General features: G+C 47.5%; 21 protein-coding genes. 6 read left to right on the top strand and 15 right to left on the bottom strand.

The window, feature by feature from the left end; all coding sequences use genetic code 11:
* Positions 1–97 precede the first annotated feature (97 nt).
* Together MHB46_RS15635 and MHB46_RS15630 are read right to left on the bottom strand one after the other, a co-directional pair.
* Positions 98–1,279, bottom strand: coding sequence for an NAD(P)/FAD-dependent oxidoreductase (locus tag MHB46_RS15635; RefSeq protein WP_061829474.1), 1,182 nt, complete (start codon positions 1,277–1,279; stop codon positions 98–100).
* Positions 1,280–1,306: 27 nt separating this feature from the next.
* Positions 1,307–1,738 (bottom strand): DUF1641 domain-containing protein, encoded by a 432-nt coding sequence (locus MHB46_RS15630; protein ID WP_013312528.1) that lies wholly within the window; start codon positions 1,736–1,738, stop codon positions 1,307–1,309.
* A 501-nt stretch (positions 1,739–2,239) separates the two neighbouring features.
* Between MHB46_RS15630 and MHB46_RS15625 the strand changes: the two genes are divergently transcribed.
* The gene (locus tag MHB46_RS15625; protein WP_023990896.1) at positions 2,240–2,635 is read left to right on the top strand and encodes a rhodanese-like domain-containing protein; all 396 of its coding nucleotides are present in this window, start codon (positions 2,240–2,242) and stop codon (positions 2,633–2,635) included.
* Between the two features lie 24 nt (positions 2,636–2,659).
* Here MHB46_RS15625 and MHB46_RS15620 read toward each other — a convergent pair whose 3' ends face one another.
* Entirely contained in the window at positions 2,660–3,487 is an 828-nt protein-coding gene (locus MHB46_RS15620) for an HNH endonuclease (RefSeq protein ID WP_341162793.1), read from the bottom strand.
* 263 nt (positions 3,488–3,750) lie between these two features.
* Here MHB46_RS15620 and MHB46_RS15615 point away from each other — a divergent pair, with 263 nt between their 5' ends.
* Positions 3,751–5,244: an alpha-amylase gene (locus MHB46_RS15615; protein ID WP_341162792.1), complete on the top strand. Its 1,494-nt coding sequence runs from the start codon at positions 3,751–3,753 to the stop codon at positions 5,242–5,244.
* A 64-nt stretch (positions 5,245–5,308) separates the two neighbouring features.
* Here MHB46_RS15615 and gpmA read toward each other — a convergent pair whose 3' ends face one another.
* From gpmA to MHB46_RS15590, 5 genes are all read right to left on the bottom strand, one after another.
* Positions 5,309–6,058 carry a 2,3-diphosphoglycerate-dependent phosphoglycerate mutase gene (gene gpmA / locus MHB46_RS15610; protein WP_190298221.1) on the bottom strand — a complete coding sequence of 250 codons (750 nt, stop codon included), beginning with the start codon at positions 6,056–6,058 and terminating at the stop codon, positions 5,309–5,311.
* 133 nt (positions 6,059–6,191) lie between these two features.
* Entirely contained in the window at positions 6,192–6,932 is a 741-nt protein-coding gene (locus MHB46_RS15605; protein WP_023990900.1) for a Bax inhibitor-1/YccA family protein, read from the bottom strand.
* A gap of 146 nt (positions 6,933–7,078) precedes the next feature.
* Positions 7,079–7,366: a hypothetical protein gene (locus tag MHB46_RS15600; RefSeq protein ID WP_190298222.1), complete on the bottom strand. Its 288-nt coding sequence runs from the start codon at positions 7,364–7,366 to the stop codon at positions 7,079–7,081.
* Between the two features lie 235 nt (positions 7,367–7,601).
* On the bottom strand, positions 7,602–9,896 hold the full coding sequence (locus MHB46_RS15595) for a glycoside hydrolase family 2 protein (RefSeq protein WP_341162791.1): 2,295 nt from the start codon (positions 9,894–9,896) through the stop codon (positions 7,602–7,604).
* A 199-nt stretch (positions 9,897–10,095) separates the two neighbouring features.
* On the bottom strand, positions 10,096–11,160 hold the full coding sequence (locus MHB46_RS15590) for a LacI family DNA-binding transcriptional regulator (protein ID WP_341162790.1): 1,065 nt from the start codon (positions 11,158–11,160) through the stop codon (positions 10,096–10,098).
* A 179-nt stretch (positions 11,161–11,339) separates the two neighbouring features.
* On the opposite strand from MHB46_RS15590, the gene pepT reads away from it, so the two are divergent.
* The gene (gene pepT, locus MHB46_RS15585) at positions 11,340–12,575 is read left to right on the top strand and encodes a peptidase T (RefSeq protein WP_023990904.1); all 1,236 of its coding nucleotides are present in this window, start codon (positions 11,340–11,342) and stop codon (positions 12,573–12,575) included.
* 198 nt (positions 12,576–12,773) lie between these two features.
* Positions 12,774–13,610: a methyl-accepting chemotaxis protein gene (locus MHB46_RS15580; protein WP_165178012.1), complete on the top strand. Its 837-nt coding sequence runs from the start codon at positions 12,774–12,776 to the stop codon at positions 13,608–13,610.
* Between the two features lie 188 nt (positions 13,611–13,798).
* Here MHB46_RS15580 and MHB46_RS15575 read toward each other — a convergent pair whose 3' ends face one another.
* Positions 13,799–14,674: a hypothetical protein gene (locus tag MHB46_RS15575; RefSeq protein WP_061829483.1), complete on the bottom strand. Its 876-nt coding sequence runs from the start codon at positions 14,672–14,674 to the stop codon at positions 13,799–13,801.
* A gap of 446 nt (positions 14,675–15,120) precedes the next feature.
* On the opposite strand from MHB46_RS15575, the gene hxlA reads away from it, so the two are divergent.
* Together hxlA and hxlB are read left to right on the top strand one after the other, a co-directional pair.
* On the top strand, positions 15,121–15,756 hold the full coding sequence (gene hxlA, locus MHB46_RS15570) for a 3-hexulose-6-phosphate synthase (RefSeq protein ID WP_013312540.1): 636 nt from the start codon (positions 15,121–15,123) through the stop codon (positions 15,754–15,756).
* Positions 15,757–15,761: 5 nt separating this feature from the next.
* Complete coding sequence (gene hxlB, locus MHB46_RS15565; RefSeq protein WP_341162789.1) at positions 15,762–16,319, top strand: 6-phospho-3-hexuloisomerase; 558 nt, start codon at positions 15,762–15,764, stop codon at positions 16,317–16,319.
* 142 nt (positions 16,320–16,461) lie between these two features.
* Here hxlB and MHB46_RS15560 read toward each other — a convergent pair whose 3' ends face one another.
* The 6 genes from MHB46_RS15560 to MHB46_RS15535 form a co-directional block, all read right to left on the bottom strand.
* Positions 16,462–18,594, bottom strand: coding sequence for an endo-1,4-beta-xylanase (locus MHB46_RS15560; RefSeq protein WP_341162788.1), 2,133 nt, complete (start codon positions 18,592–18,594; stop codon positions 16,462–16,464).
* Between the two features lie 62 nt (positions 18,595–18,656).
* The gene (locus MHB46_RS15555) at positions 18,657–19,580 is read right to left on the bottom strand and encodes a carbohydrate ABC transporter permease (protein ID WP_103047237.1); all 924 of its coding nucleotides are present in this window, start codon (positions 19,578–19,580) and stop codon (positions 18,657–18,659) included.
* A gap of 594 nt (positions 19,581–20,174) precedes the next feature.
* Positions 20,175–21,155: an ABC transporter permease gene (locus tag MHB46_RS15550; protein ID WP_165178022.1), complete on the bottom strand. Its 981-nt coding sequence runs from the start codon at positions 21,153–21,155 to the stop codon at positions 20,175–20,177.
* 14 nt (positions 21,156–21,169) lie between these two features.
* A complete protein-coding gene (locus MHB46_RS15545) occupies positions 21,170–22,837 on the bottom strand; it encodes an ABC transporter substrate-binding protein (protein WP_165178024.1) in 1,668 nt (555 codons plus the stop codon).
* 210 nt (positions 22,838–23,047) lie between these two features.
* Positions 23,048–24,811, bottom strand: coding sequence for a sensor histidine kinase (locus MHB46_RS15540; RefSeq protein WP_341162787.1), 1,764 nt, complete (start codon positions 24,809–24,811; stop codon positions 23,048–23,050).
* Positions 24,808–26,439 carry a response regulator gene (locus tag MHB46_RS15535; protein ID WP_165178028.1) on the bottom strand — a complete coding sequence of 544 codons (1,632 nt, stop codon included), beginning with the start codon at positions 26,437–26,439 and terminating at the stop codon, positions 24,808–24,810. The genes MHB46_RS15540 and MHB46_RS15535 overlap by 4 nt, the downstream gene beginning before the upstream one ends.
* Positions 26,440–26,694: the final 255 nt, after the last annotated feature.

Here is a 26,694-nt window from a genome sequence, read left to right as displayed (position 1 = left end):
AATCGTAAGCAACTCTAGTGTCGAAAAGAAAAGCTACAAAAAAAGAGAGCGCTGAATAGCGCTCTCTTCCAATGAAACATATAAAATATAAAGAATATTAATAGGCCAATGCAAAAAGTCCTTTGATGTGGGACAAGTAACGGATGTTACTGCCTTCCTTCATCAAAGTGGCTACAGCGCCTTTCAGTTGGGTGCCATTCGCGCCTACAGTACCGATCGCGTCTGTTCTTCCCAAGCTGCCCAGTGTACCGGAGAACACTGGCGTAAAGCGTTCCATTTTCGCTCCGTTGAAATAAGCGAAGATGTTGTAACCAACTAATTCGCCCATTTGCCAAGCCAACTGTGCAGTTGGAGGGTATGGACGCTCGCCTTCACCCGGGAACACCACTGCGCTGTCGCCAGCGAGGAAGATGTCTTCGTGAGAAGTCGATTGCAGTGCACCATTCACAGTTGCGCGACCACGGTTTACTTCGATACCAGATGCGCCAACCAGTGCATTACCTTGTACGCCGCCTGTCCAGATCAGTGTGTTCGTTTTGATCGAACGTCCGTCTTTCAAGAGAACTTCGTCAGCTTTCATTTCTGTAATCGGAACACCCGCTACGATTTGAACGCCACGTTTTTCAAGGCTTGTTACTGCACGATCAACCAGTGGTTGAGGGAAGCCTGCCAAAATAGATGGTCCAGCTTCTACGCAATACAAGTTGATATCTTCGTAGTTAATACCTTTTTCGCGACAAATTACAGGCAATTTGTCAGCATATTCGCCCACCAGCTCAACGCCTGTCAGACCGCCACCACCGATAACGATTGTAGCGTCTGCTTGGTTACCGGATTGCTTGTAAGCATCCAGACGAGCTTCCACATGTGCGCGAATGCGATTGGCTTCTGCCACTGATTTCAGCGTGAAGCTATGCTCTTGCAGTCCTGGAATACCGAAGTAAGCCGTTTCGCTGCCCAGGGAAATAACGAGAGCGTCATAGCTCAACGTAGCGCCACTGGCCAAGGTTACTTTTTTATCATCAGGCTTGATTTCGGAAACAGTATCCACTTTCAGGATAATTTCTTTGTTACGCAGCAGTTTTTCCAAAGGAAGCGCAACAGCTTTTTCGGCAATTGTACCTGCCGCCAAACGGTGCAGTTCCGTAATAATTTGGTGCGACGCAAAGCGGTTAACCACTGTAATGGTGGCTTGGCTAGCGTCCATATGCTGGCGTGCTGTAAGAGCGGCCAGCAATCCGCCGTATCCGCCGCCCAAGATCAAAATTTGCTTCGACATGTCCATCCTCCGTTCTCGATCAGGTAATTATTTGCTTTCGCGTTGGCGCTCATTCAGAATATCCAGGAAAGCCTGGCTGAAACGCAGCGTTTTTTGTACATTCGGATCTTTAAGCATTTTGAGCAGGCCAAACAGACCTACACTGCCGTCCGTAGTTTGTACACGGTCATTTGCTTCAATTGCAGCAGAAGCCAATCCTTTAGCCGAATCTGTAACAGGCTTCACAAACTCTCCCATGGAGCTTTTCATATCTCCGATAAAGACAGGGTCAGTCGCCAGACTGCGAGCTACATCATAAGCGTCGGTCATCAAAGTAACCATCTCAGTCAACTTGGGCAGATTTTCTACCAGCACGGTCAGCGATTGCTGAACCTCCGGTTTCATCAATTGGTCCAATACATCCCGAGACTCTTTGGTAGCTTCCTGTGTTACTGCCACCTCTTGTTGGTTTTCAGACATGCGTGAACGTCCTCCTTTACTGTGAAAATAGAAGTCCATTCCTTTCTCGTAACCTGTATCCATAAACTCTAGCAATAAAACGTTCATCGAATTCACGCCCTTAAACATGCAAGAAGCACAGCTAAAACCGGCCTATACCCTACAGGGCAAGACTGATTTATCGCAGATGCCAATTGTATATTGCTCAGACGGTATTCTGTTGTTACTGCTGCGGAATATTCCACGAAGCGCTCCTTCGTGACTACAACAGGCCGAAACGGAACCCTATACCTCTATATTACACCTTTCACGACACAATCGTCGAAGAAATTTTAAATTTGCACAAATTTCTGCAAAATTTTTATTGTTATTTTAGATAAAAATTAGAATAAGCTCGATTTTTGTCCAAGTTTCCCTTAAAAGAAGGGTCATCTTATGCTAGAGGAGGGTAATAAAGAGAGTGCGTTTTAGTTCGATAATATAAAAATAACACAAAATATATTCATACGGAGGTTTTAAATGATGGCTAAAACATTTGGAGATATGGTTCAAGAAGCGAGGCAGCACGTTCAGGGCATTGATTCACAGGAGGCACGTCAGCGAATGGAGGCAAATCCAGATACATTTGTTATCGATGTACAGGACTCCCATGATGCAGGCGCTTGCGGTCTGATTCGCGGAAGCGCCAATATTTCATTGGGCATGCTGCCCATCCGCGCTGACTTGGAGGTTCCACAGGATTTGCGTGACGAACGTCTACGTGACCGCAACCGCCCGATTATCACCACTTGTGGGGCAGGCGGACAAGCTGCATTGGCAGCTTATACACTCCAGCAGATGGGCTTTACCAATGTAGCTTTTATCGAAGGCGGAACAACAGCCTGGAAGGAATCCGGCTTTGAAGTAGAACTGTACTAAGGGATCTACGCTCCAAGAGTCGCCCTACGTATGTAGGGTGCCTTCAGAAGCGTCAGGATTATCAGGTGCCTCGAAATCATCAGGAGACGGCTGCGGTACACCAGACTCAATGAACTCATCTACATCGCGGGCAGCCTTAACTTGATTGCATTCATTGCAAGCACATACACAATTGACCGGCGTTGTGTGCCCCCCTTTTGCCCGAGGCAGTAAATGATCAATCGTGTCACCGTAGCCCCCGCAAAAAAAGCAAGTATAACGGTCACGCTTAAGCACATATTGACGAAATTCCTTGTTGCTATACAGTCTGCGCACGGTGTATGGATTAACAATCACCGCCATACGCTCTCTGACCAGGGTCATGGCCAGATCAAGCTCAATCTCTTGATGCCAGCGTCTCCCCTGGTCGGTTTTGCCTCTTAGCCGAATCATGCCATTGCGATTGAGCCGCAACGCCCGGGTATCCGCAGGCTTCAGCCTGCTAAGCAGATGCCGAACCCGTTGCTGGTGGCACTCACGCGCTTTGTCCGTGACCGGCTTCCTGCGGGGGCGTTGTGCCTCCATAGGTAGCGACGCCTCTAGGCTGTGCGCAGCCGTATTTGCTTCAAGGCTATGCTGCATCACGGGAGCAGCCGAGGGATTTGTTTCCTCGCCGGAAGGAGCGGACGTAGCCGCACGTTCTTGCGGGGCCAACCCCCGGCAGGAACGGCAAGGACCACGTCGGGAATAAGGACCAGCCCGGCGACCCGTTCTGCGCTGAAAGTCCGTTAAAGGTTTCATCTCCTGACAATACGTACATTTCTTTATCAGCGGTTTGCTCGCTTCATCCTTGTTCTGCTGTGGTTCTGTCACGTCCACTCCTCCTTTCCTCTGTTTCTCACGCTTCACAGTTTGCCCAAAACCCGAACTATTGTTAAGTTAGATTCATTTTACCGTTTTCACGTTCCCTTTTCTAGCTACCCGAGTCGTTGGGAACACTTAGGTATAACAAATTTTAATGATTTAGCATACGTTATACAGCGATCCTCGTTCTTCATTCAGCATCATATTGACCGTCTGACGTTTAGCCCCCCTCACTTGGTGGGTAACTTGTTATATATGAAGGAGGGACGCACATGAAAAGGAACCATACGATGATGCAATTTTTCGAGTGGAATGTCGAAGCTGACGGTTCTCACTGGAAAAAGCTTACCCGCCTGGCTCCGGAACTGAAGGCCAAAGGAATTGACGCGATATGGATTCCACCTGTCACCAAAGGCCAATCGCCCGAGGATACGGGATACGGCGTCTATGACCTTTACGATCTGGGCGAATTTGACCAAAAAGGTGCGGTGCGCACCAAATACGGAACCAGGGAAGACCTGCTGGAGGCTGTTGCCGCCTGTGTTCGCCACGGCGTGGCCGTCTATGTCGATCTGGTCATGAATCATAAGGCCGGCGCGGATGAAACTGAAGTATTCAAGGTCGTCGAGGTTAACCCGGATAACCGCAATGAAGTCATTTCCGAGCCCTTTGATATCGAAGGCTGGACTAAATTTACGTTCCCCGGCCGTCAAGGTCAGTATTCCACATTTCAATGGAACTTTGAACATTTTAACGGAACCGATTACGATGCTAGCCAGGACCGGACAGGAATCTATCGTATTTTAGGTAAAAATAAAAGCTGGAGCGAAAATGTAGATGATGAATTCGGCAATTATGATTATTTAATGTTCGCCAATATTGACTATAATCATCAGGATGTGCGCAAAGAGATGATCCGTTGGGGAAAATGGCTGGTAGATACTCTGCAATGCAACGGATTCCGTCTGGATGCAATCAAGCATATTAATCATGAATTTGTACGAGAGTTTGCTACAGAAATGATTAAAAAACGCGGGCAGGATTTTTATATGGTAGGCGAGTTTTGGAAACCGGATCTGGAATCGTGTCAAAAGTTCCTGGATACCATTGATTATAAAATCGACCTATTTGACGTATCCCTCCACTACAAACTACATAGCGCTTCCTTGGGTGGCAAGGATTTCGATTTAAGCACCATTTTCGAGGATACGCTTGTTCATACCCATCCCCTCAACTCGGTTACTTTTGTCGATAATCATGATTCCCAGCCGCATGAAGCGCTCGAATCCTGGGTGGAGGACTGGTTCAAGCCCAGCGCCTATGCACTCATCTTGCTGCGCAAGGACGGTTATCCCTGTGTGTTCTACGGCGATTACTACGGTATCCAGGGGCAAACGCCCGTCAAAGGCAAGCAGGCTGAGCTAGACCCGCTTCTATATGCCCGGTACCATAAAGCTTATGGTGAGCAAAAAGATTATTTCGATGATCCCCATACGATTGGATGGGTTCGTCAAGGCGTGCCTGAACTGGAAGGCTCCGGATGTGCTGTGGTGATCACCAACGCAAATGACGGAGAAAAGCGCATGTTCGTAGGCAAACAACGTGCAGGGGAAGAATGGATGGATTTGACCGGACATCACGATCATACCGTAAAAATTGAGCAGGATGGCTACGGCATATTTCCCGTTCGTGCCGGCAGTGTATCGGTGTGGGCACTTCCCGCAGAGGAAGACAGCCAGGAAACAGAAGAAGAAGCGAACGCTTAATCTATACCCAACACAAAGAGGACAGGATGCGAGGAAGCGCCCTGTCCTCTTTGTGTATGGAAAGTCACTCCGTTACCTTGCTTTGGTTGGCCACGGCCTGCTTCTTAGCCTCTACATGACTCGGATCACCGAGATAAAAACGCCGGATGGGATCTATATGCTCATCCAGCTCGTACACCAGTGGAATGCCTGTCGGAATATTCAAATCCAGCAATGCGGTTTCGTCCAGATTCTCCATATACTTGATTAAGGCCCGCAAAGTGTTACCATGTGCAGAAATGATTACTCGATCCTTTTTGAGAATCAAAGGTACAATCCGCTGCTTCCAAAACTCACCGACCCGATGCACGGTGTCCTCCAGGCTTTCCCCAAGCGGTAGCTCTTCTGGCTTAATATTACGATAACGCTCTTCCCGATGCGGACTCCGCTCGTCCTGCTCATCCAGCATGGGGGGCCGCACCGTCAGACTACGCCGCCAGATATGAACCTGCTCCTCGCCGTATTGCACGGCGGAATCCAGCTTGCTAAGCCCCTGAAGAGCACCGTAATGGCGTTCATTCAGCTTCCATGATTTCTGCACAGGTATCCAGAGATGATCCAGCTCATCCAAGATGTGATACAGCGTGCGGATAGATCGTTTTAGCACAGAGGCGAATGCCAAATCAAACGTATAACCAGCCTCCTTGAGAATACGTCCCGCCTCAATGGCCTCATGAGTCCCTTGTTCAGTCAGGTCCACGTCCGTCCAGCCCGTAAACAGGTTTTGTCGGTTATACACGCTTTCTCCATGCCTAACCAGCACCACTTGATACATACACTCACTCCTCTCCTGTCTTCTTTATGTTTTACCCAACTTCTATGTATTTAACGTAAAATGCAATTTTTAAACCGTCTATTTAATACAAAAAAGGACGGCATTCAGCCATCCTTTTCTTCTTACCCTGCACTTAGTCCCTCTTACTGAATTTGGCCAACAGATCCAGAATCCGTACATACAGCCAGACTAGAGTCACCAGTAATGCAAAAGCACCATACCATTCCATATATTTGGGTGCACCTTGATCTGCTTGCTCTTCAATAAAATTGAAATCAACCAGCAGATTCAAAGCCGCAATGATCACGATAAATAAACTAATGCCAATTCCCAGCCAACCTGTTTCATGGATATAGGGAACATTCATACCGAAAAAGTTCAAGATAAAATCAACCAGCGTCACCAGAAAAATCGCCATCGTACACAGGACCACGAATGAGATAAAGCCGCGTGTCACCTTGATGATTCGCTGTGTGTACATAAAGAGCATCAAGAACAAGATACCCACGGTCAGCAAAATGGCATTGGCTACAATTCCAGGGTACTCATACTCCATAAAAGCTGAAACGCCACCCAAAGCAAAACCACTCAGAATCGCATATACAGGAGAGAGTAATGGAGCCGTTTTGGGAAAAAAGGATATCGCAAGTGCTACGCCTGCCATACCAATAAAGCCTGCCGTCAGCAAGGATAGCACCTCTACGGTTCCTTCGTAGGTCATGTACCAGGTAATACTTCCAGAGACGATGAGCAGAACCAGCAGAAGCAACGTTTTGTTCACCGTTCCTCCGATGGTCATGCGTTGTTCACTAGCTTCTCTTTCATCTTCGCGCAAAAAGATGTCATCACGTAAAACCGGATTGCTAAAGCTCATACAGGGTACTCCTTTTCGATGTTGTTGTTTGCTATGCTATATGTATATATCGGCACAACATGAAAAAAGTTTCAGAAAATTCCAACAAAAAAACTCTAACCTTGCCATACGGCAAAGCTAGAGTTAGAGGATCAGGTCGTTACAGGTTAAAAATCAGCTGTCGCAATCTGGATCGTACCCGTAGCTGCTCCAGCTGCGGTAGTCTGCAGAGCAGCTACCAGCAGTAAAGCAACCTCTAACGTGAGGCTGTTAGTTGGGGGGATAACATAAGTGATCACAGGTGCATTGACACGAGTTACGACAAGATTGATCGGTGCCGGACCGTTATTATTAACGGTAATTGTAGCATTCGCGCCACCGTTCAAGTTTTCAAAGTATGATTTACCAATATTAGCTGCGAGAGAATAGAATTGCTGAGGTAATAGAATCGCCATAGGATTCACCTCCCTTGCGCTTGATAGTGTATTCTATGCTTCCAATCTACGAGCGTAACGTTAAGTGACTCAGTAATAAGACACAATTTGAAAGACTCATAGATTAACGTACCCTAACCTATGCTAAAAAGGAGTTGCCCTCTCAGATCCTTTGCAGAATCTGCGGACAACTCCTTCTGGGAATCATGGATAACCACTTACGATATATAACCGCCTGTATAATGCCTTTGCTTCCTTATTGCACGTCAATGCTCAATTCCTGCGAACCGAAACGAGAAGGCGCGGAAACTTTCACGCGGATATTGCCAGCCTCACCCTTTGTACGAATCCAGAATGCAATGCGTCCACCAATTAGGGATAAGCTTGAAGGACCGATCAATTCACCCACTCCCTCGACCTCCACCGAAACAGGATCTGCATAGAACGGCAGGGCATTGCCGTATTCGTCCAGAGCATCCACTACTACTCGGGTTACGTCCCAATCGCCAGCTTCCAGCACCATATCATCTGCAGCTACCCGTAGCTCTGTCAGCACCGGATTACGTGAATAGTATTTGCGGATCACTTCTTGCCCGTCTACGTACCCAATGAATACAGCGTGTTCCCACTTCATGCCCCAGTGGCCTGTCAGCTCGTCGATCACGACAGGGGGGTGAGGAAGCGCCGGGTACTTTTCTCGGTTCGGACGATAAACACCTTTGCGCTCATGACCGTAGATGAACTCCACCTCATCGCAATTGGTGAACACGACCAGCGGCACGATGCCTCCGATATTCCGCTCGCCACGAGACCAGTAAGTGACCGGCTCCATAATGATTTCCTGTTCGACGTTCTTCTGGCTCCGGTACACGCTCGCTGCAAATTTAGGTAGGCGGAACATATCCATGACACCGTGGTAGCAAATTTTATCACCGGAACCAAAATCAGCATGCGTGTTATAGTCAAAAGCACACCAGCCAATCGCTCCGGCAATGCCCTCATCGGCATAGGAAGCATTTTGGACCCGCGTATGGCGCAGTGCATGCTCCATTACCCGTTCCTCCTGGTCAAAACGCTTGGTCGGGTACATATGCCCGTTATATTCCGTTACCAGATAAGGGACCGGATGATCCAGCTTTGTAACGAGAGACGGCTGGCGCAAGCCTGTCGTTTCGCCATCTACGCCTTCTGTATCGTCATACGTATCAAAATTGCGGATTTCCTTCGCCAAATATTTTTTGTGCCCACCATCATGAACAAAATCATTTATCGTATATACGTCTTCCAGCAGCTCACTGCCTACAATATAACGCACACCACCCGTAGCACGGGTCGGATCTAGCTTTCGTGCCAGCTCATTGGTACGCGTGTACAGATCATGGTCATCCTGCGACTCATTAATTCGTACCCCCCAGATTACAATGGAGGGATGATTACGATCACGGATAATCATGTCCTCTACGTCCCTCACTGCCTGCTCCTTCCACGCTTCACCGCCAATATGCTGCCAACCCGGTATCTCTTCGAAAACGAGCAATCCAATCTCATCACAGCGGTCTAGAAAATGACGGGACTGAGGGTAGTGGGATGTCCGTACCATATTCAGCCCCAGCTCCTCCTTGAGCACATCTGCATCACGACGCTGCGCTCTTTTGGGCATAGCATAACCAACGTACGGATAGGACTGGTGACGGTTCAGGCCGAGCAGCTTGATCTTCCGCCCGTTCAAGTAAAAACCGTCCGGCTGAAATTCAGCCTGGCGGAAGCCAAAGCGCACGGTCACCTGATCCAACTCTTCTCCGCCTCGTAGCAGCGTCAGCTTCGCTTCATACAGCTTGGGATCATCTATAGCCCAAAGCCGCAGGCCGCCCAGCTCTTTCAGCTCCAGCGTTACTTCCGCCGCCGTCACCGCTGCCAGCTCGATCTCCGCCTTCACGCTCGCTCCGTCCAGCAATTGCAGCGCGACCGTCAAGTCGTCCTGCTGATCGCCGATGCCCTCCAGCTCCACGACCACGCGCACCGCCTTATTTGCCGCAAGCGGCTCCGGTGTCTGAATGAATATCGTTCCAAGGTGTACAGGCTCCACTATTCGCAGCTGCACTTCGCGGTAAATACCGCCGTAGGTCAGATAGTCAATGACTGCCCCAAAGGGAGGGATGTCGTCCCGTTCCGTGGAATCGACAATGACTGTGAGCACATTGGAGCCGCCATACTCGGCAAGTTCGGTCAATTCAACGCTGAACGGTGTATATCCACCTTTATGCTCCCCCGCTTTTACCCCGTTTAGATATACCTGGGCATAGGTCATGACTCCTTCAAAATCAACATACACTCGCTTACCTTTTGCATCTGCCGGAATGTTCAGCTCTCTTTTATACGTAGAAATAAACTGAAATGCCTTGTCGTCAAAATAATTATACGGAAGCTCTACATTGGTGTGCGGCAGCTGAATTGGCTCATACCGACTTGCATCAATGCCTGCGCTTACTTCGCTCTCGACATATTCAGGAAGGTAAAACCATTGGTCATTCAACGGCAAAATGGTACGCATGGGCAGTCACCTCAACCTTTTATTTTCCACTCTTATACCATAGTAAAATATTTAAGTAAAAATTACGAGTAAAACTTAGTAAAATAAATATATGTTCAATGTAAGCATTTCCAAGACAATTGTCAATCCATTTTTGTATCTTTTTATAATCAAAAAACAGCCCCGGAAGGCGGGGCTGTCCAAATCCATAGCGTCGATTTTATTTGGCATCGGTATGCAGCGGCGCACTGCTGTTGCGAATCATTAGCTCGGTCGGAATGATGACCTTGCGCCCCACCTCGTTTGCACCGTTGCGTACTGTATGCAGCAAGAGCTGAACGCCCGTTTCTCCCATCAGTTCGGTATGCGTTTTGACTGTTGACAGAGATGGGGTCAAATATTCCGCTGTCGGAATATCGTTGAAGCCAACAATTGAGATACGTTCCGGCACCGCAAGCTGATGCTGCTCCAGCGCCTTCAACACCCCAATAGCCACCGAATCGCTCGCGACAAAGAAGGCTGTAGGCAGGTTTTCTGGTCCTGCCAGAATAGCCGCTTCCATCGCACGGAAGCCGTCTGCCGCCGTTCCTCCGCACACATGAATATCATCCGACGTGCATAGCCTGTGCTGTTCCTGATACCGCAAAAACGTCTCATAGCGGGCATCTAGCTCGACTCGTTCGGAATCATGGGACTGCTCATCCTTGCCCATACCTACATATCCGATGTGACGATGGCCTGCGCCCATCAAATAATCCAGTGCATCAGCCGCAGCGTGAGCAAGGTCAATGACCACATAGTCTGCCCCTGTACGCTCTACCGGATGATCCAGAAAGACGCAAGGAATGGGCAGTTCCAGCATACGTTCTACCTCTTCGCTGCTAAAATGCCCCAGCACGATTAGTCCATGTAGCCCTTCGGATGACGTCTTCAGCGCAGTCAGGTCCTCTCTTCTGAAAATACGCTCCAGCTGCGCCCCGCTTTGGCGGCACTCTTTTTCCACGCCAAACCGGATAGACAGATAATAAGGGTCTTCCAGTTCCTCGTACGCGCTAAACCAGTGCACCATACCCAACCGGATGGGTCCCTCTGCCTTCTTGCGGGGCTGACGACCAATACCGCCATTTTTACGCTTAACCGTCGTATATTTCATGCGCTCGGCAACCTCAAAAATTTTACGCCGCGTTTCCTCTGATACAGACAGTGTTTCATCATAATTCAGCACTCGGGAGACCGTGGATATCGAAACCTCTGCCTCCTGGGCGATATCTTTTAACGTAGGCATTGCAGACTCCTTTAATTGTTTTACTCTATTTTTACTTTTATTTTACTATTATCTTACTCGTCTCCCCTGTGCAACACAACCCGTCATTCCTAAAAGGGTCAACCATTTTTTTCATATTATAAGCCTAATCATGATAAAATACGTACCATAATAGAAATGACACTAAGGAGGATACACACATGAAACAGGAACTGATTGACCGCCTGACTACATATGTTCAGGTAGATACCCAATCTGATGAAAGTAGCCACACTTGCCCCACTACACCCGGACAGCTCACATTGGGCAACCTCTTGGTGGGCGAATTGAAAGCCATTGGTATGACAGACGTAACTATTGATGATCATGGTTATGTGATGGCGACCCTTCCTTCCAATACGGATAAAGAGGTTCCCGTCATCGGTTTTCTCGCCCACCTCGATACGGCTACCGAGCTGACTGGCGCAGGGGTAAAGCCGCAATTGACGGAAAACTATGATGGGGGCGATATCACGCTGAATGCTTCGCTTGGTGTGGTTCTTTCTCCACGTGAGTTTCCCGAACTGACTCAATATAAAGGCCACACCCTGATCACAACAGATGGTACCACCCTGCTCGGTGCAGACAACAAAGCCGGGATCGCAGAAATCATGACAGCTATCCACTACCTGATTGACCATCCAGAAATTCAACATGGCAAAATTCGCGTTGCCTTTACACCGGACGAAGAGATTGGAAGAGGACCGGAACGCTTTGATGTAGCCGCTTTTGGCGCTGAATATGCCTATACGGTAGACGGCGGACCGCTCGGAGAACTGGAGTATGAGAGCTTTAACGCCGCAGCCGCCCATATTACCATTCACGGTGTGAATGTGCATCCCGGTACGGCTAAAAACAAAATGATCCACGCTGCCAAAATCGCTATGGAGCTGCACAGTCGGTTACCTGCAAACGAAGCCCCGGAATATACAGACGGATATGATGGCTTCTATCATCTCTTGGAGTCTACAGGCACGGCAGAACAAGCTAAACTATACTATATTATCCGTGATTTTGACCGCGAGAGCTTTGAAAACCGGAAAGCTTATTTAACAAATGTAGTCAAAGAGCTGCAGGCCGCATATGGAGAAAACCGTATTGCGCTGGAATTGAGAGATCAGTATTACAACATGAAAGAGAAAATAGAGCCAGTCAAGCATATCGTCGATGTCGCTTATGAAGCAATGACAAAGCTGAATATCGAACCCATTATTAAGCCGATTCGTGGCGGTACAGACGGTTCACAGCTATCCTACATGGGACTGCCTACACCGAATATTTTTACAGGTGGGGAGAACTACCACGGTAAGTTTGAATACGTGTCGGTGGACAACATGGTACTTGCTACCAAGGTTATTGTGGAAATCGCACAACTGTTCGAGCAACGCGGCAAGTGAACTACCTATACACAACACTGACATGTTAAGGTTAAATAGAAGGCATATCGTTCCGTAATGGAAACGGTATGCCTTTTTTTTCTGAAGCTTTCATTTCCCTTTAAATTTTCAATATCTTTATAACTATCCGTCTTTAGACCGACAACTATATACGAGACTATAAAAAATATATCTAGTAAAGAAAGGTAGGTTATCTATTTGAATACAATAGATGCATTAATTGCAGCCATTCCCTACATACAACAGATTATGCGTGAGAAAGTGACCCTTGCTCTCTTCGACCGCACTCATGTCCTTATGTATACCCAATCTGAGGGTATGGACCTCGGCTTTGAAACGGGTTCGGAGCTGCTCGAAGACTATAAAGATTTTGCCATGCTTAAAAATGGACGTGAGCCCAGCCTGACCCACATCCCTGCTGAAATTCTAGGGTTTCCTCTTGATATGATCAGTATTCCTGTATTTGACGAGAAAGGTGAAGTCATCGCAGCGTTTGCGGCCTCTTATAATTTGACTAACAAAAATCAACTGGATCAAATCGTATCTGAGAACCTCTCCATCACTGAGCAGCTCATTGATATGGTACAGCATGTGGCGGCTCATTCCGAGGAGCTTCAGGCAACCAGTGAACAGATTTTGAAAAACACCCAAATCGCCGTACAAAACTCAGGTAAAATCAATCAGGTAGCTGTGTTCATCAAGGAAATTTCTGACCAAACCAACCTACTTGGATTGAATGCAGCGATCGAGGCCGCGCGTGTCGGAGAAGCAGGAGCAGGCTTTGGTATCGTCGCTCAAGAGGTGCGCAAGCTATCCGTAGAATCCAAAAAGGCGACGGTCGATATTGAAGGAGCCCTTAAGGATGTACAGAACTCCATTCGTCAAATGGAGCAGGAAATTGAGCAAATTGTTTCTTCTTCTCAAGAGCAGGCGACTCTGGTAGGCTCTTTCACTGAAGTGATGGAGCGTATGCAAAAGGCGAGTGAAACGATGCAACATCTGGCCAATGACCTGACTTCGTATGTCGTAAAATAAATCTTGCCATAAAAAAGGGGAGCACACTGATCGCAAAATGCGTAAAAGTGTGCTCCTTTTATGTACAAAAGCCCTATCGGGCTTGAAGGTCTAAATCTGAAACTCAAGCAGTATAAGAAAAAACACCATGATTTGAAGGAATCACAGGGTCTAACCCTCCCAAAATATTTCCCAACGGAAGAGCAATACTAAGAAACGCCAAGACCATAGTTACCGAGATTAATGCCTTTTTCATTATGAAGCCCCCTTAATAAAATGGTTTGGTATTGCTCTTGCTGTGATGGTGTTGCCAAATCTCGATAAGTCTCAAACAGAGCAACCAGTGTCCTGAAATCGGCATCCGCTTCTACACTGGCAGAGAATTGCAGAGAATCAAGGACATAATTTAAGGCAACGGAGTACTGCTTCTTCTTGAAATGGTAAATGGCCAATTGGTTGACCAGTTTTAAATAATATACGCGGTTTGCTCTATCTTCATAACCTTCAAATATCTTAATATCATCGGCAAAATCGTTCAGCAGGTCGTCTATATTCCAATTATTCAGGTTAGCTGCTTCGGCAATACCAACCAATCCTGGAAGTAGCTCCTCGTCATTGTCGTGAAGAAATTGAACGTACTCAGGCAAAAGTTCCCTTCTCCCCGAAAGTAATTCAATCGTAAATAAATTGGCCTTGGCGAGGAAACGGAATCTCTCTACTTCTTCGTGACCGCTCTGATCCAGCCCCATAAACCAACCCATTTCGCTATACTTCATAATATAGTTTCTGGCTTCCTCATACTTGCCCATATTCTGATAGTAAATAGATTTCGCCAAATAACTGTAAGCATAATAAAACACTAGCGGGTGTTTGGTGTCCAATGTCTCATACTTGCCGTCTGCAGCATTTCTCAGTTGGGTGTGATACAGGTTTTCAGCCAACGTATGCAGATAGTCTGCTACTTTGTTTGCTTCATCCCAATCATTATGTGTGTAGCTGATTCTAAACAACTCACAAGCTTTATCGAGTTCGTGGCTGTCCGACAACAAATAAATGGCTTCCCTTTGGTTCAGGACCTCTTCCACTAAAACCCGCCTCCCTATCCTGAAAATTGCGATTACCCCTTAGCACAGCGGCTACTCTTCAGGGTAGTTATACTCTTAGCCTCCATTTTTTGCATACCATTATATTACAAATATAGTCAAAACCTAACTTGAAGTCAATTCAATCATCGCTACCTTCTTTTTTTGCAACCTTACATTGCTGTGTACGGTTATCGGTTATGAATAGTTGACTCCCCTTATAGAAATAATGCTAAAAGAAAACAAAATGTAGGCTCTCTCATGGATGGTTTTTATGATGCTATAGTATCGTGGGGGTAACTACGTTACGAATTAGTGCGTACTTTTCAACCGGGTAGCTGGGCCTTACAATCAAACCTGTGCATGAAACTAAAGTATAGATTGATACTCAACAGAGCATGTACCTGTTCATCAAAATATAAATTCACTTAAGGAGTGAAGTTAATAACATGGAACTTCAATTGGCTTTAGACTTAGTAGATATCCCGCAAGGGATTGCATTGGTAAAAGAAGTAGAGTCGTATATTGATATCGTAGAAATCGGTACGCCGATTGTCATCAATGAAGGGCTTCATGCAGTAAAAGCAATGAAAGAAGCATTCCCTAATCTGAAAGTGCTGGCTGACCTGAAGGTTATGGATGCAGGGGGCTATGAAGTGCTAAAAGCTTCCGAGGCTGGTGCGGATATCGTTACGATTTTGGCTGTAGCTGAAGATGCAACAATCAAAGGCGCAGTAGAAGAAGCGAAAAAACAAGGCGGCAAAAAAATCCTGGTGGATATGATCGGTGTTAAAAACCTGGAGCAACGTGCGAAGGAAATCGACGCTCTGGGCGTTGACTACATCTGTGTGCATACAGGCTACGATCTGCAAGCTGAAGGACAAAGCCCGTTCGAAGCACTGCAAACCGTCAAAAAAGTCGTGAAAAACTCCAAAACTGCCGTGGCTGGCGGTATTAAGCTGAGCACATTGGCTGAGGTCGTGAAGGCTCAACCGGATCTGGTTATCGTCGGCGGTGGTATCACTGGCGAGGACGACAAAAAGGCTGTAGCTTCCCAAATGCAACAGCTTATCAAACAAGGTTAACCCCAATGGAAACCTCTCAATATTTATCTGAGGTACTCAAGGAGCTACAATTGGTTCCACAATTGATCAGTGATACGGAATCGGAACAGCTGATCCATTCCATCGCCGTTGCCAATAAGGTATTCGTGGCAGGTGCGGGCCGCTCAGGGTTCATGATTCGCTCGCTGGCAATGCGGCTGATGCATATGGGAATTCAAGCTTACGTAGTCGGGGAAACCGTAACTCCCGGTTTGGGCGAGGGTGACCTGCTCATTATCGGTTCAGGCTCTGGTGAAACCAAAAGCCTGATCTCCATGGCAGAAAAAGCAAAGAAACTCGGAGCCTCTCTGGCGCTACTAACCACTTCTCCCGGTTCCACCATTGGCAAACTGGCCGATGTCATCGTCAAGCTGCCTGGTGCGGCCAAGGACCCGTCCAACAAGGACTACCAGACGATTCAGCCCATGGGCTCATTGTTTGAGCAGACCCTGCTGTTGTACGGTGACGCATTGGTACTCAGAACGATGGATCTGCGCAAGCTGACCTCCAAATCTATGTTTGGTCAACACGCCAATTTGGAATAAAACTGCAATTCCTTTACGATAACAAAGCAGGCTGTCCTTTACATGTCACATGTGAAGGACAGCCTGCTTTTATGCTTGTATAAGGCGACGTTCGATACAGCATAAAATAAGGCAAAACAAGCCCGCCATGTATTAAAACCATTTATTCGTTATTCCCTGCTGGCAACGGCGGAACTTTGGACGGATCAGCAAGTGCCCAATAGGCATATTTGGCCTTTAACCGTTCGTCGAATAGTAGCGGCTTATCCAACCGGGCTATCGGAAACGTGCTGAGCCACGTATTTCCATCATCCGTACCCCAAATCGTCACATTGCTGATATGATCCTGCTGCCTTGAAAACATATCGAACAACGCCCGATAACGGTGAGCCTGCCGGATCAGCATAGATTCTGGAATCGTTTCATAGCGATCTGTGTCATTGGAATAAAGGCCCATATCCAGCTCGGTAATCTGATTATCCAGACCAAGCGAAGCAAACTTTTCTATGGACTGCTCAATCTCGCTAATAGCGGGAAACTCCAGGCGGATATGCGATTGGTGGCCTACCCCGTCAATCGGTACACCTTTAGCGAGCAGATCACGTACCAAATTGTACAGAAAATCCCGTTTCTTCGGCTCATGCGTGTTGTAATCGTTAATGAATAGCCGTGCGTTCGGGCCCGTCACTTCCCTCGTGACACGGAATGCTTTTTCAATATAATCAGTACCGGTAATCTGATACCACTTACTACGGCGCATGCCATCCGGCTGATCAGGATCAATGACCTCATTCACCACATCCCAATCGGTGATGACATTTTTATACCGGGCTGCAACAGCGCGAATATGCGTCTCCAGCCGATCCAGCAAAAGCTTTTTATTCTCAGCAGTCGGCGTCATCGGCTGTCCATTCTTATCCTTGAACATCCAATCCCCAGTTTGGTTATGCCACACCAAAGTATGGAAGCGAATTTCCAATCCATGCTGTCTAGCAAACTGCACAATTTGGTCTGCTTCCTCCCAATGGAACTGTCCCTCGGACGGTTGTAAGGAGATTGGCTTCATCGCATTCCCTGCAACGACGCTGTTAAAATGCTTCTGTACCAACTCTCCGTAAGCCCCTTCGGTCTGGAAAGCTTCAATCGCCGTGCCAATGCTAAACTGTCCCCCATATAATCCATGCAAAGAAGGAATGTCCTTTTCAATAGCCAGCGGAGGTACAAGTGACAGTTCGAAATCATCCATATAAAAGGAAGACGTTCCTTCCACCGTTTCCAAATACATGGAAACGGTGTCTGCATCGTGCGCAAGCGTATACGTACCAGACAAATGCATCCATCCCCCTGTCGTAGTAGCCGTGTCGCCTACAACAGTTTCATACGCACTATCCCCTTGATGATCACGCTGTACGCTGAGCCTCACCTTGGCAGGCTGCTCACCCGGCGCCAGCTTCACCCAGGCACTGACCGTATATCGGCTGCCCTTTTGCATCGTAGCAGTCACATCCAGCTTGGGTCCGGCATATGTCTTTTGTCTGCCTGTTGTCAGCAGACTGTATGAGCCGCTTCGTGCATCGGCGTCCGAAACCTGTACGGTCTCGGTACCCATACGGGACACCCATCCTTGAGCCGTACCATCTTCAAACCCGGATACGATACCATTGGCCGGCTCCGTTGGCGTCTTCGATACCTGTGTTATTTCTACCTCATCCACATAGTAGGCCTGCGCGGGATTCGAGCTTTCCACATACAGCTTCAATGCATCCATCCCCCCGGTAAAAGTATATTTCCCCTGAAGTTTGATCCATGATGTATCCGCCGTCTCTGTCTGCGCTACCGTCTTCCATGTCGTAGTCCCGCCTGTCGGCTGCTGCTCCACTGTAAGTTTAACCATGCTCGGACTCGCAGAATGACCATCCAGCTTCACATAGCCACTAATTTCATACTCCACATCCGGCTGCAACAGCGACTTCACATCCAGCTCCGCCCCGTTCCAAGCCGCTGTACGAGCGGTTGCCTTCAGACTGTGCGTGCCGCCATATGCTGCTTCCGTGACGGATGCAATTTGGGTATAAGTTCCTCGGGGCTTCCAGCCGTCGCTGTTTCCTTGCTCAAATCCATACGTTCCAATGGTCTTATGGATACTACCCGCCGATAGCACCATATCCGAAACGGGCGGGGAATGTTCTATAGACGGAGCTGCCTTTGCCACAGACTCTCCCCACCAACCAACAGGCGATAACAACAGCGCTCCCGCCAGTACCAGACAAAAAGGCTTAACCCAACATGACCGCAAAGCAATCCCTCCCGTACTCCAATTTTTTGGAATTGGTATTTGGCACCATTGGTTTTCATTTACTATCCTTTGACACCGCCCAAGGTCATACCCTTCACAAAGTATTTTTGCAAAAAGGGATAAACTAAAATAATAGGCACTGAAGCGACAATCGTCATCGTGGCCCGAATCGAGGTAGGCGTGACCGACTTCGCCAGATTTTCCGAACCAGCGAATTGGCTCGCATAATCCTGAGCGTTAACAGACGTATTGGAATTTTGCAGTATTTTCATCAGCTCATATTGAAGAGTGCTCCATTGCTCATATGACGAATTGTACAAAAACACATCGAACCAGGAATTCCATTGCGCGACCGCTGTAAAAAGCGACACCGTCGCCAGTACGGGAACACACAGCGGCAAAACGATGCGCATAAAAGTGGCAAACTCCCCAGCCCCGTCAATACGCGCCGACTCCAAAATCCCTTCCGGCAATCCCTCAATAAAGGAGCGAATGACAATCACATTAAACACCCCAATCAATCCCGGCACGACATACACCCAGAAAGTCCCCAGCATCCCAAGCTCACGAATCAGGAGAAAGTTCGGAATCAATCCACCGCTAAAATACATCGTTAAAATAAAAGCAATCGAAACAAATTTGCGCAGCACATATTCCGGCCGGCTGATCGTGTACGCCACCATCGCGCAGCAAAACACCGAAGTCACTGTGCCCACAACTGTACGTAATACAGAAATCAGCGTAGCATGGAAAATCGTCGCTTCCTTGAACACAAATTCATAATTACTCCAAGTGAATTCACGTGGCCACAAATAGATCCCGCCCCGAATCGAATCATTCGCTTCATTTAACGAAACCGCCAGCGTATTTAAAAACGGATACAGCGTGAACACCATCAGGCAGAGCATAAACACGATATTGCACGCATCAAAAATTCGATCTGAGGGGGCCCGAAATCGCCCGTGTACGGCCTTCCCTTTGCCCATGACTTCCGCTCCTTTCTAAAAAATAGTTTAGGCATTTGGATCGCGCACCCTAATTCAACTAATTGTTATTGGAGCTTGTTGGTGCTGTTACTTGGAACTGTTATTTTGAGTGGTTATATTAGTAGCAATTGGAGTTAACCTTGGTGAAATATTATTGGTACTATAAGAAGTCATGTTTTAGTTCGTTTGATAAGGTTTTGATGAGGTCAGCGAAGCGGCCTGCTAAAAATCCACTGACTTGCACCTGTAGTATGCATGAGCATGCACCTTCTGTTACCACCACCACTAGCACAATCCTAAAAACAAGCGATAGCGAAGCTGAGCCAACCATGATGGCACATTTACCCAAGGAAGCGCGAGTCACGCGCCTTCCATAAACTCTCCCCTTGCCACTACCCTCAGTTCTCAAAAAAAGTGACTTTACGGCGGGTAGCAGCGGAGCGGGCGGAATTGTTCTGAAGAAGCGGAGCGTTCGCCTTTATCCCCGGATTTTAACCTATGATCTTTATTCCAATAAGAAAATACGGGGATAACAGCGATCGGAAGAACAATCCGCACGCGGAGCGGCTTTCTCCCCCCATAACTCCCTTTATTCTAGAACAGCCTCTCCTCCCCTAACCGCTTCGCAATATGATTGGCGCTAAACAGTAAGATGAAGCTGACCACCGTTTTGAACATCCCAGCAGCAATGGAAAGCGAGAAATTACCCATCTGAATACCATATTTCAGCACGAAAATATCCAGATTCTCCGAGTAATCCACGTTCATGCCGTTGCCCAGTAAGTATTGCGGTTCAAAGCCGGATTCCAGTAAATTGCCGATGTTCATAATGAGCAGGATGATAAATACAGGCTTCAACCCCGGTAATGTCACATGCCAAATCCGCTGAAAACGCCCGGCTCCGTCCATCTCGGCTGCCTCATACTGCGAGGGATCAATCATCGTCATCGCGGCCAAATAAATGATGGTGTTCCAGCCGACATTTTTCCATACCTCCGATGCACCGAGAATGCCCCAAAAATAGCTTCCCTCGCCCAGCCATAGAATAGGCTCCTTAATCAACCCCAGCCACATCAGCACCTCATTGATGATGCCGCCATCCGCAGACAGCGCCGTACTGATGATGCTAGCCGCGACCACCCACGAAATAAAATGTGGCAGATAGCTGACCGTCTGCACGACCCGCTTGAACATGATCTGACGAAGCTCATTCAGCAAAATCGCTAATGTTATAGCGGTGACAAAGCCCAGCACCAGATTAATAAAGCTCATCGCCAGCGTATTGCGCATGACCCGCAGAAAGTGTTCATCCTGAAATAGAAAATGGAAATGTTTTAATCCGACCCATTGCTGATCGAGCAACTTGCGGGCAGGCTTAAAATCCTGAAAGGCAATCGTCCAGCCCCAGATGGGCAAATACTTGAAGATGAACAGCCAGATTAAAAAAGGGACGGACATCCATACCAGTGCCCGTTGCTGATTCAGCTTGTGCATAAATCCCCTAAAGCCGGTTCGCCGCGAGGGCGGCAAATGATCCGAGGAGATCGTGACAGGTGGTGGTGACGAGTGGCCCATAGCTGCTTCCTCCTTTACTTTTTACCGGGATTTTCGATTTTTTTGGCAACCTCCTTCGTGATCAGCTCCTCATACGCCTTTACATCCAGCTTGTTGAATTCAGTGGTGTATTCATTCCAAATCGCATCAAACTGCTCCGGTGCAGACAGCACCAAACGCGGGAAATATTTGCGCTGTAGGTCCCCCTTCTTTTGCTGGAAGAGCTGCGCAGTTGAGCCTTGAGCAATCGGAATACTCCAGGCCGGATACCATGGGCGCTCGTCAGGTGCGGAAAACATTTGCGAGAAGGACTCTACACCATAGACTTTTAGTAGCTTTTTATCTCCCTCGGTGTAGGACATACGCGCAACCTCAGGCTGCCGTCCGGGGCCAACCGAGTTGCCGTCAGGCAGGGTAGAACCGCTACCGTATCGCGGCCAACTGTATTCAAAATATTTGAACCCGAATGATTCGCGGAACGCGTCCTGACCAGTCTGCTTAATTTGCTCCTCAGTCCGGTAAAAGCGTCCTTTTTTATCTACATCATAGGTTTCTCCCTTGATTCCCCAGTTGGATAATATCTGGTTTTCGTCCGTCAGCAGGTTGTCAAAAAATTTGATGATACGCACCGGGTCCTTGGCACTGACCGTAATTCCTATGCCTCGGTTATTAACGAATGACGAAGGATCAATGTACTGATCCTTTATATTCTGGTCGTATACAACAGGCAGCCCTATATACTCCATATCATCATTGCCCGATTGCTTGGAAGCCTCCTGCAGATTATTCAGGGCCTGCCCCGCCTGCCAGCGGTAGTCGAAAAAGCCCAGCACCTTACCCGAGGTCAGCTTTGCCAAATATTGATCGTAATTGTCCACAAAGGACGATTTATCAAATAGGCCCTCTACATTGAGCTGATTTAGCTCTTTCAGATACCGCTTTGTGATTTCCATATCTCCATAATCCGTGGCCCGGTGTGTTTTCATATCAATAATCGTGCCGCCATCATTCGGATAGCCTGCCAGATGCATCGGCGCGTTCGTAAGAGCATAAAACCTATCCTGCGTGGTTAACGCCAGGTACCCAGTCAATCCCTCATCTGCATGCTTTTTCGCATAGTTACGAATCAGGGCTAAATACTCGTCAAGTGTTTTGATTTTTGGATATCCCGCTTCTTTTAATACCCTGCGTTGCACCCAAAAGGCTCCTTGCTCTAAGTTAGGTGCAGGTAAATAATCGCCTACCACCGCACTGAGCGGCAGAAAGTAAATGTTCCCATCCTCCGCTTTCATCAAGTTGTAGTACGGTCCATATACACGCTTAATATTGGGTCCATATTTGTCGATCAAATCATTCAGGGGAATAAAAGCCCCGGCATCCAGCAGCTTATCGATCGTGCCATCCGGTACTATCACATCCGGGTAATCGTTACTGGCAATAAATGTACCAATCTTCGTATTGGAATCACCCACCAAATGCTCCAGCTTCCAGTTTACCCCCGTCTGATCCTCCAGGATTTTGCCGATCCGCGTTTCATTGGTATTAGTGTCCCTCCCCGCAGTGGCATTAAAATACGTGAATGTGACCTTCTCCTTGCTATCTCCTGACGCCGGCTCCTTGCCCGAGCTCCCTGAGCAAGCAGCGATCATAGACGCCATCATAACCATTACCAGAGTGATGATTCCGAACCTTTTGCTTGTCATGCCAGACCCTCCCCTTTCGCCCTCTTTTGTCGATTGTGTGTGAATATCGTGCGCATGTACCTCAAGTGCTGAGAATCCCGCACGCCCTAAATTGTAAGCACTTTCATTTTATAAAATGCTGTTCATTTCGTTCACCTGTCAATCTAAAGGTGTTACTTAGAAAACTATAGGTAAAGGTCCTTCAAAGCAAAATAGGTACTGCTCTCCACCTCACTCCCGATCCGCAGGAATCCTAATTCGAATCTCCGTACCTTCGCCGGGTGCGCTGCGAATGGCAAACTCAAAGCGGCTCCCGTAGTAAATCTTAAGACGATAGATGACATTTTGCAGACCTATACGCTCACCCATTTCTTCCTGCCTTTGCATGTAACCATACAAGCGTTGTACCTGTTCCTCAGACATGCCCACCCCATCATCCCGAACCGTTAGAATCAGTTGTCCTTCCTCATGCTCAAAATGAATCTCAATGCGTCCTCCATGCTTTAGCGGCTCAATGCCGTGGATACTTGCATTTTCAACCAGTGTCAGCGCGACCATTTTGGGAAGCAGATTGTCCAAGTCTTCAGAGCGAGCCTGCACTTCGTACTGTATTCGCTCACCAAAGCGATATTGCTGAATTTCCAGAAAACAACGGATCAGCTCCAGCTCCTCCCGCAAAGTAACCCGATCCTTGTTCCACACCAGCGAATTGCGGAAAATCCGTGCCATGTTATGAATAATGCGCGCTGTCTCATCCTCATGCTTCATCAAGCTCCGCATGCGAATCGTCTCCAGTGCATTGAACAGAAAATGTGGGTTGATCTGACTGTGAAGTGCATTCAACTGGGCATGTCTGCGCTGAATTTCCAGATTTTTTCGCTGTATATCGGCCATATAGACATCGTTAATCAGTCGCTTTATTTTCAGCGTCATCCGATTAAACTCCCCTGTTAATTGCCCGATCTCATCTCGCGACTCTGTGCCGCGAATCAGCTCAAAATGCTGGTTTTTCACCTTTTTCATGTGCTTTAAAATACGATGAATCCTCACGTTCAACGAACGTGTAATCCAAATAATGATTAATGTAGGCAGCAGCATATTTACACAGGTTAACAAGAGCACAAAATTGCGGGATTCCTGCATTTCATACAGCACTGCATCTCTCGATACCGCAGCCACAATGCTCCAGCCATTCAGATTGCTCGTAAGCACATAATTTGTCTTGAACTCCATCGTGTCCTCGGGCAGCTTGAGAGTGTTATAGGCCACATTTTTGTGGTTTATATCCACTTTGGGGTCCGTTGTATATTCGATTCCCCCTCGTTCGTTCAGCAGAAAGAGACTTCCCTGCAAATTCAGGTTATTGAAAATCTCCCGAATGGACGACATTCGCAGTTCTATTTTCAGTATTTTTTCACGACCATTTTGGGAATAAAAGTAGTTCATCCGCCGAATCAGGCTAAAAGGGTACGTCTGTTCACCTGTACTGTCATCGGTACGTACAAATATAGGCTTGGACTGGCGTCCAGGCGAGATTTTGGTATACCATGGCAAACTTCTGACTCCCTCATCTATAAAGCTGATTCCCCCGGAATTCAGCAGCGTTGAATTATTGGTGTAGATCGTAATTCCACCTACGGAATGGTATGCAGGACTGTAAGTGTTGTTCAAGATATGACGTAAATAAGAGTCATAAGCGGCGATATAGTCAGCAGGGTGGGGATATGTTTCTTCCAATACCTCATTGAGCTGATGATCCGTATAAAAGATAGACGAGATTTCCATCGCATCTTCAAATTCACGGTAAAATTCAATTTTAATCTGTTCCAGTGCGCGCGAAATATCCTGCATACGCTGTTCCTTCACGTTTTGCGAGGTGACATGGTAAAAAATCAGATTGGTCAGCACTACAGGCGTAAAAACACAGAGAAAATAAAGCAGCAGCATTTTATCTCGCAGTCGTACATGATCAAGAGTCATTCTCAGCATCTTCATTCGCCGGCCCTCTCTGACTCGTTGCCAACAATCAGGCTGTTGCGGTATTCGCTTGGTGTGGCATGCGCCATCTTTTCAAACTGGGTAACAAAGTAGTCTGAACTGCCGAAGCCCACGCGCTCAGCAATTTCATAAATCCGCAGATCCGTCTGCCGCAACAAGCGTTTCGCCTCCTGAACGCGCAATTTCAGCAGAAATTCGTTAAAGTACACACCATACGTTTTTCTGAACAATTGACCGAGGTATACCGGGTTCATGTAAAAGCGAGCCGCAATACTTTTCAGGCTTATATTCTCGGCGGCATGCTGCTCAATGTAAGCACGGATGTGCTGGATGCCTCCTTGCTGACAATCCTTGCGCAGAACCCCGATATACCTTCCACTTTCCTCGGCAAAAGCTGTAAACAATCGCTGTAGTTCACCCAGGGACAGGTTCATGTCCTGCCAGTTCATCATCGGTTCTAGTGACTGAAGTGAGCGCTCATCTCCCTGCATGTTTTGAATGACCCGAACGATACTAAGTACGCACTGATGCAGACTCATTTTCATAGCCTCAGGAGCATAACACTCCTCCCGAAAGCTGCTAAATAAATAATCCACGGCCACACGCAGCTCATCCAACCGCAGTTCCTCAACTTGTTCCGTCAAGCGATCCAGTACGTCCTGAGGGATGGTCTTATAGTGAAGTGGTGGCATTTCCTCCTGTAGATATACAACAATACCGCCATGGTCATAAATGTATTTATGGAGCACTGCCTCCTTCGCACAGGCATAGGACTGCTGGATATCCTGCAACCGATTCACAGGCTTTCCTGCATAGATGAAAACTCGACTTCCCAGCTGATCTTTTAGTGTCTTCATCCCCTCTATCTCGCGTTGTAGCGCTTTCATAAGAACTTCGACCTTGCCTTCAAAACACTCCAAAAGGAAGTCCGGTACGATAAGACCAATCCGGTTACGATGCTCATGAACATAGAGAGGGTACTTGCCATCCATTAACCGATGAAGCGCTTGCTCTATAAGCTCCCTGAATTGGAAAAGCGATAGCATGATATTATTGTCACCGGAGCGCCAGGGATGTTGGTCATTCAGCTCGACGAGTACATAGTACATATAAGTGGCTTCCCCAAGCCGTAGCTGCTGCTCCCACTGTGTCACCACTACATCATCCACTGGGTTCATCATCACAGTCTCTAACAGCCCACCTGCATGGTGATTCTGATATCGTTGCGCATTCTGCTGTTCACGATGCAGTCTTTCACTCAGCTTGCGCAATGTAGCCGAAAAGTCACCCTCATCAATCGGCTTAAGCATAAAATCATGAACCCCATAGCGGATTGCCTGCTGCGCATAAGCAAAATCACTATAGCCGCTTAAGATAATAAACGCGGGATGTTCTGTACTCTGTTCGAGCACAGACCTAATCAGCTCTAACCCGTCCAGCACAGGCATACGAATATCGGTAATGACCAGGTCCGGGTGAATACGGCTGATTAGCTCCAGCGCATCCTCACCGTTATCAGCTTCTCCTACGACTTCAAAACCACAGGCTTGCCAATCCATGAGTTGAAGCAGCCCTTTACGAGTAAAGGTTTCATCATCCACCACAATGGCTCGATGCAGCTTCATAACACGCTTCCTCCTTTTGAAGTATGCCTATTTTATTATTTTGGTTAACTATTCCAATGGTCTCAGTCACTATGGTAATGTAAAACATCAGGAATTGGAAATTTTCGTTACGCGTATTATATGACGAACAGAGGGGTGCAAAGCATGCGCACGCCAGCGGCCAAACCAAAGCAGCAAATATACAAAAAGGAGACGAATCCCTGAATAGGGGTTCGTCTCCTTTTTTTCGTATTGCGTAAAAAGCTTTATTCTCTT

The sequence above is a fragment of the Paenibacillus sp. FSL H7-0703 genome, from assembly GCF_038003485.1.
Lineage (GTDB): Bacteria > Bacillota > Bacilli > Paenibacillales > Paenibacillaceae > Paenibacillus > Paenibacillus polymyxa_B.
The sequence above is the reverse complement of the archived record's forward strand: the minus strand, read 5'-3'. Positions and strand labels throughout refer to the sequence as shown.

Coding starts and splice junctions, on each gene's coding strand:
- hxlA (WP_013312540.1), top strand. CDS start 15,121: ATGGAACTTCAATTGGCTTTAGACTTAGTAGATATCCCGCAAGGGATT.
- MHB46_RS15595 (WP_341162791.1), bottom strand. CDS start 9,896: ATGCGTACCATTTTGCCGTTGAATGACCAATGGTTTTACCTTCCTGAA.
- hxlB (WP_341162789.1), top strand. CDS start 15,762: ATGGAAACCTCTCAATATTTATCTGAGGTACTCAAGGAGCTACAATTG.
- MHB46_RS15635 (WP_061829474.1), bottom strand. CDS start 1,279: ATGTCGAAGCAAATTTTGATCTTGGGCGGCGGATACGGCGGATTGCTG.
- MHB46_RS15550 (WP_165178022.1), bottom strand. CDS start 21,155: ATGGGCCACTCGTCACCACCACCTGTCACGATCTCCTCGGATCATTTG.
- MHB46_RS15590 (WP_341162790.1), bottom strand. CDS start 11,160: ATGCCTACGTTAAAAGATATCGCCCAGGAGGCAGAGGTTTCGATATCC.
- MHB46_RS15630 (WP_013312528.1), bottom strand. CDS start 1,738: ATGTCTGAAAACCAACAAGAGGTGGCAGTAACACAGGAAGCTACCAAA.
- MHB46_RS15545 (WP_165178024.1), bottom strand. CDS start 22,837: ATGACAAGCAAAAGGTTCGGAATCATCACTCTGGTAATGGTTATGATG.
- MHB46_RS15625 (WP_023990896.1), top strand. CDS start 2,240: ATGGCTAAAACATTTGGAGATATGGTTCAAGAAGCGAGGCAGCACGTT.
- pepT (WP_023990904.1), top strand. CDS start 11,340: ATGAAACAGGAACTGATTGACCGCCTGACTACATATGTTCAGGTAGAT.
- MHB46_RS15535 (WP_165178028.1), bottom strand. CDS start 26,439: ATGAAGCTGCATCGAGCCATTGTGGTGGATGATGAAACCTTTACTCGT.
- MHB46_RS15615 (WP_341162792.1), top strand. CDS start 3,751: ATGAAAAGGAACCATACGATGATGCAATTTTTCGAGTGGAATGTCGAA.
- MHB46_RS15605 (WP_023990900.1), bottom strand. CDS start 6,932: ATGAGCTTTAGCAATCCGGTTTTACGTGATGACATCTTTTTGCGCGAA.
- gpmA (WP_190298221.1), bottom strand. CDS start 6,058: ATGTATCAAGTGGTGCTGGTTAGGCATGGAGAAAGCGTGTATAACCGA.
- MHB46_RS15540 (WP_341162787.1), bottom strand. CDS start 24,811: ATGAAGATGCTGAGAATGACTCTTGATCATGTACGACTGCGAGATAAA.
- MHB46_RS15555 (WP_103047237.1), bottom strand. CDS start 19,580: ATGGGCAAAGGGAAGGCCGTACACGGGCGATTTCGGGCCCCCTCAGAT.
- MHB46_RS15600 (WP_190298222.1), bottom strand. CDS start 7,366: ATGGCGATTCTATTACCTCAGCAATTCTATTCTCTCGCAGCTAATATT.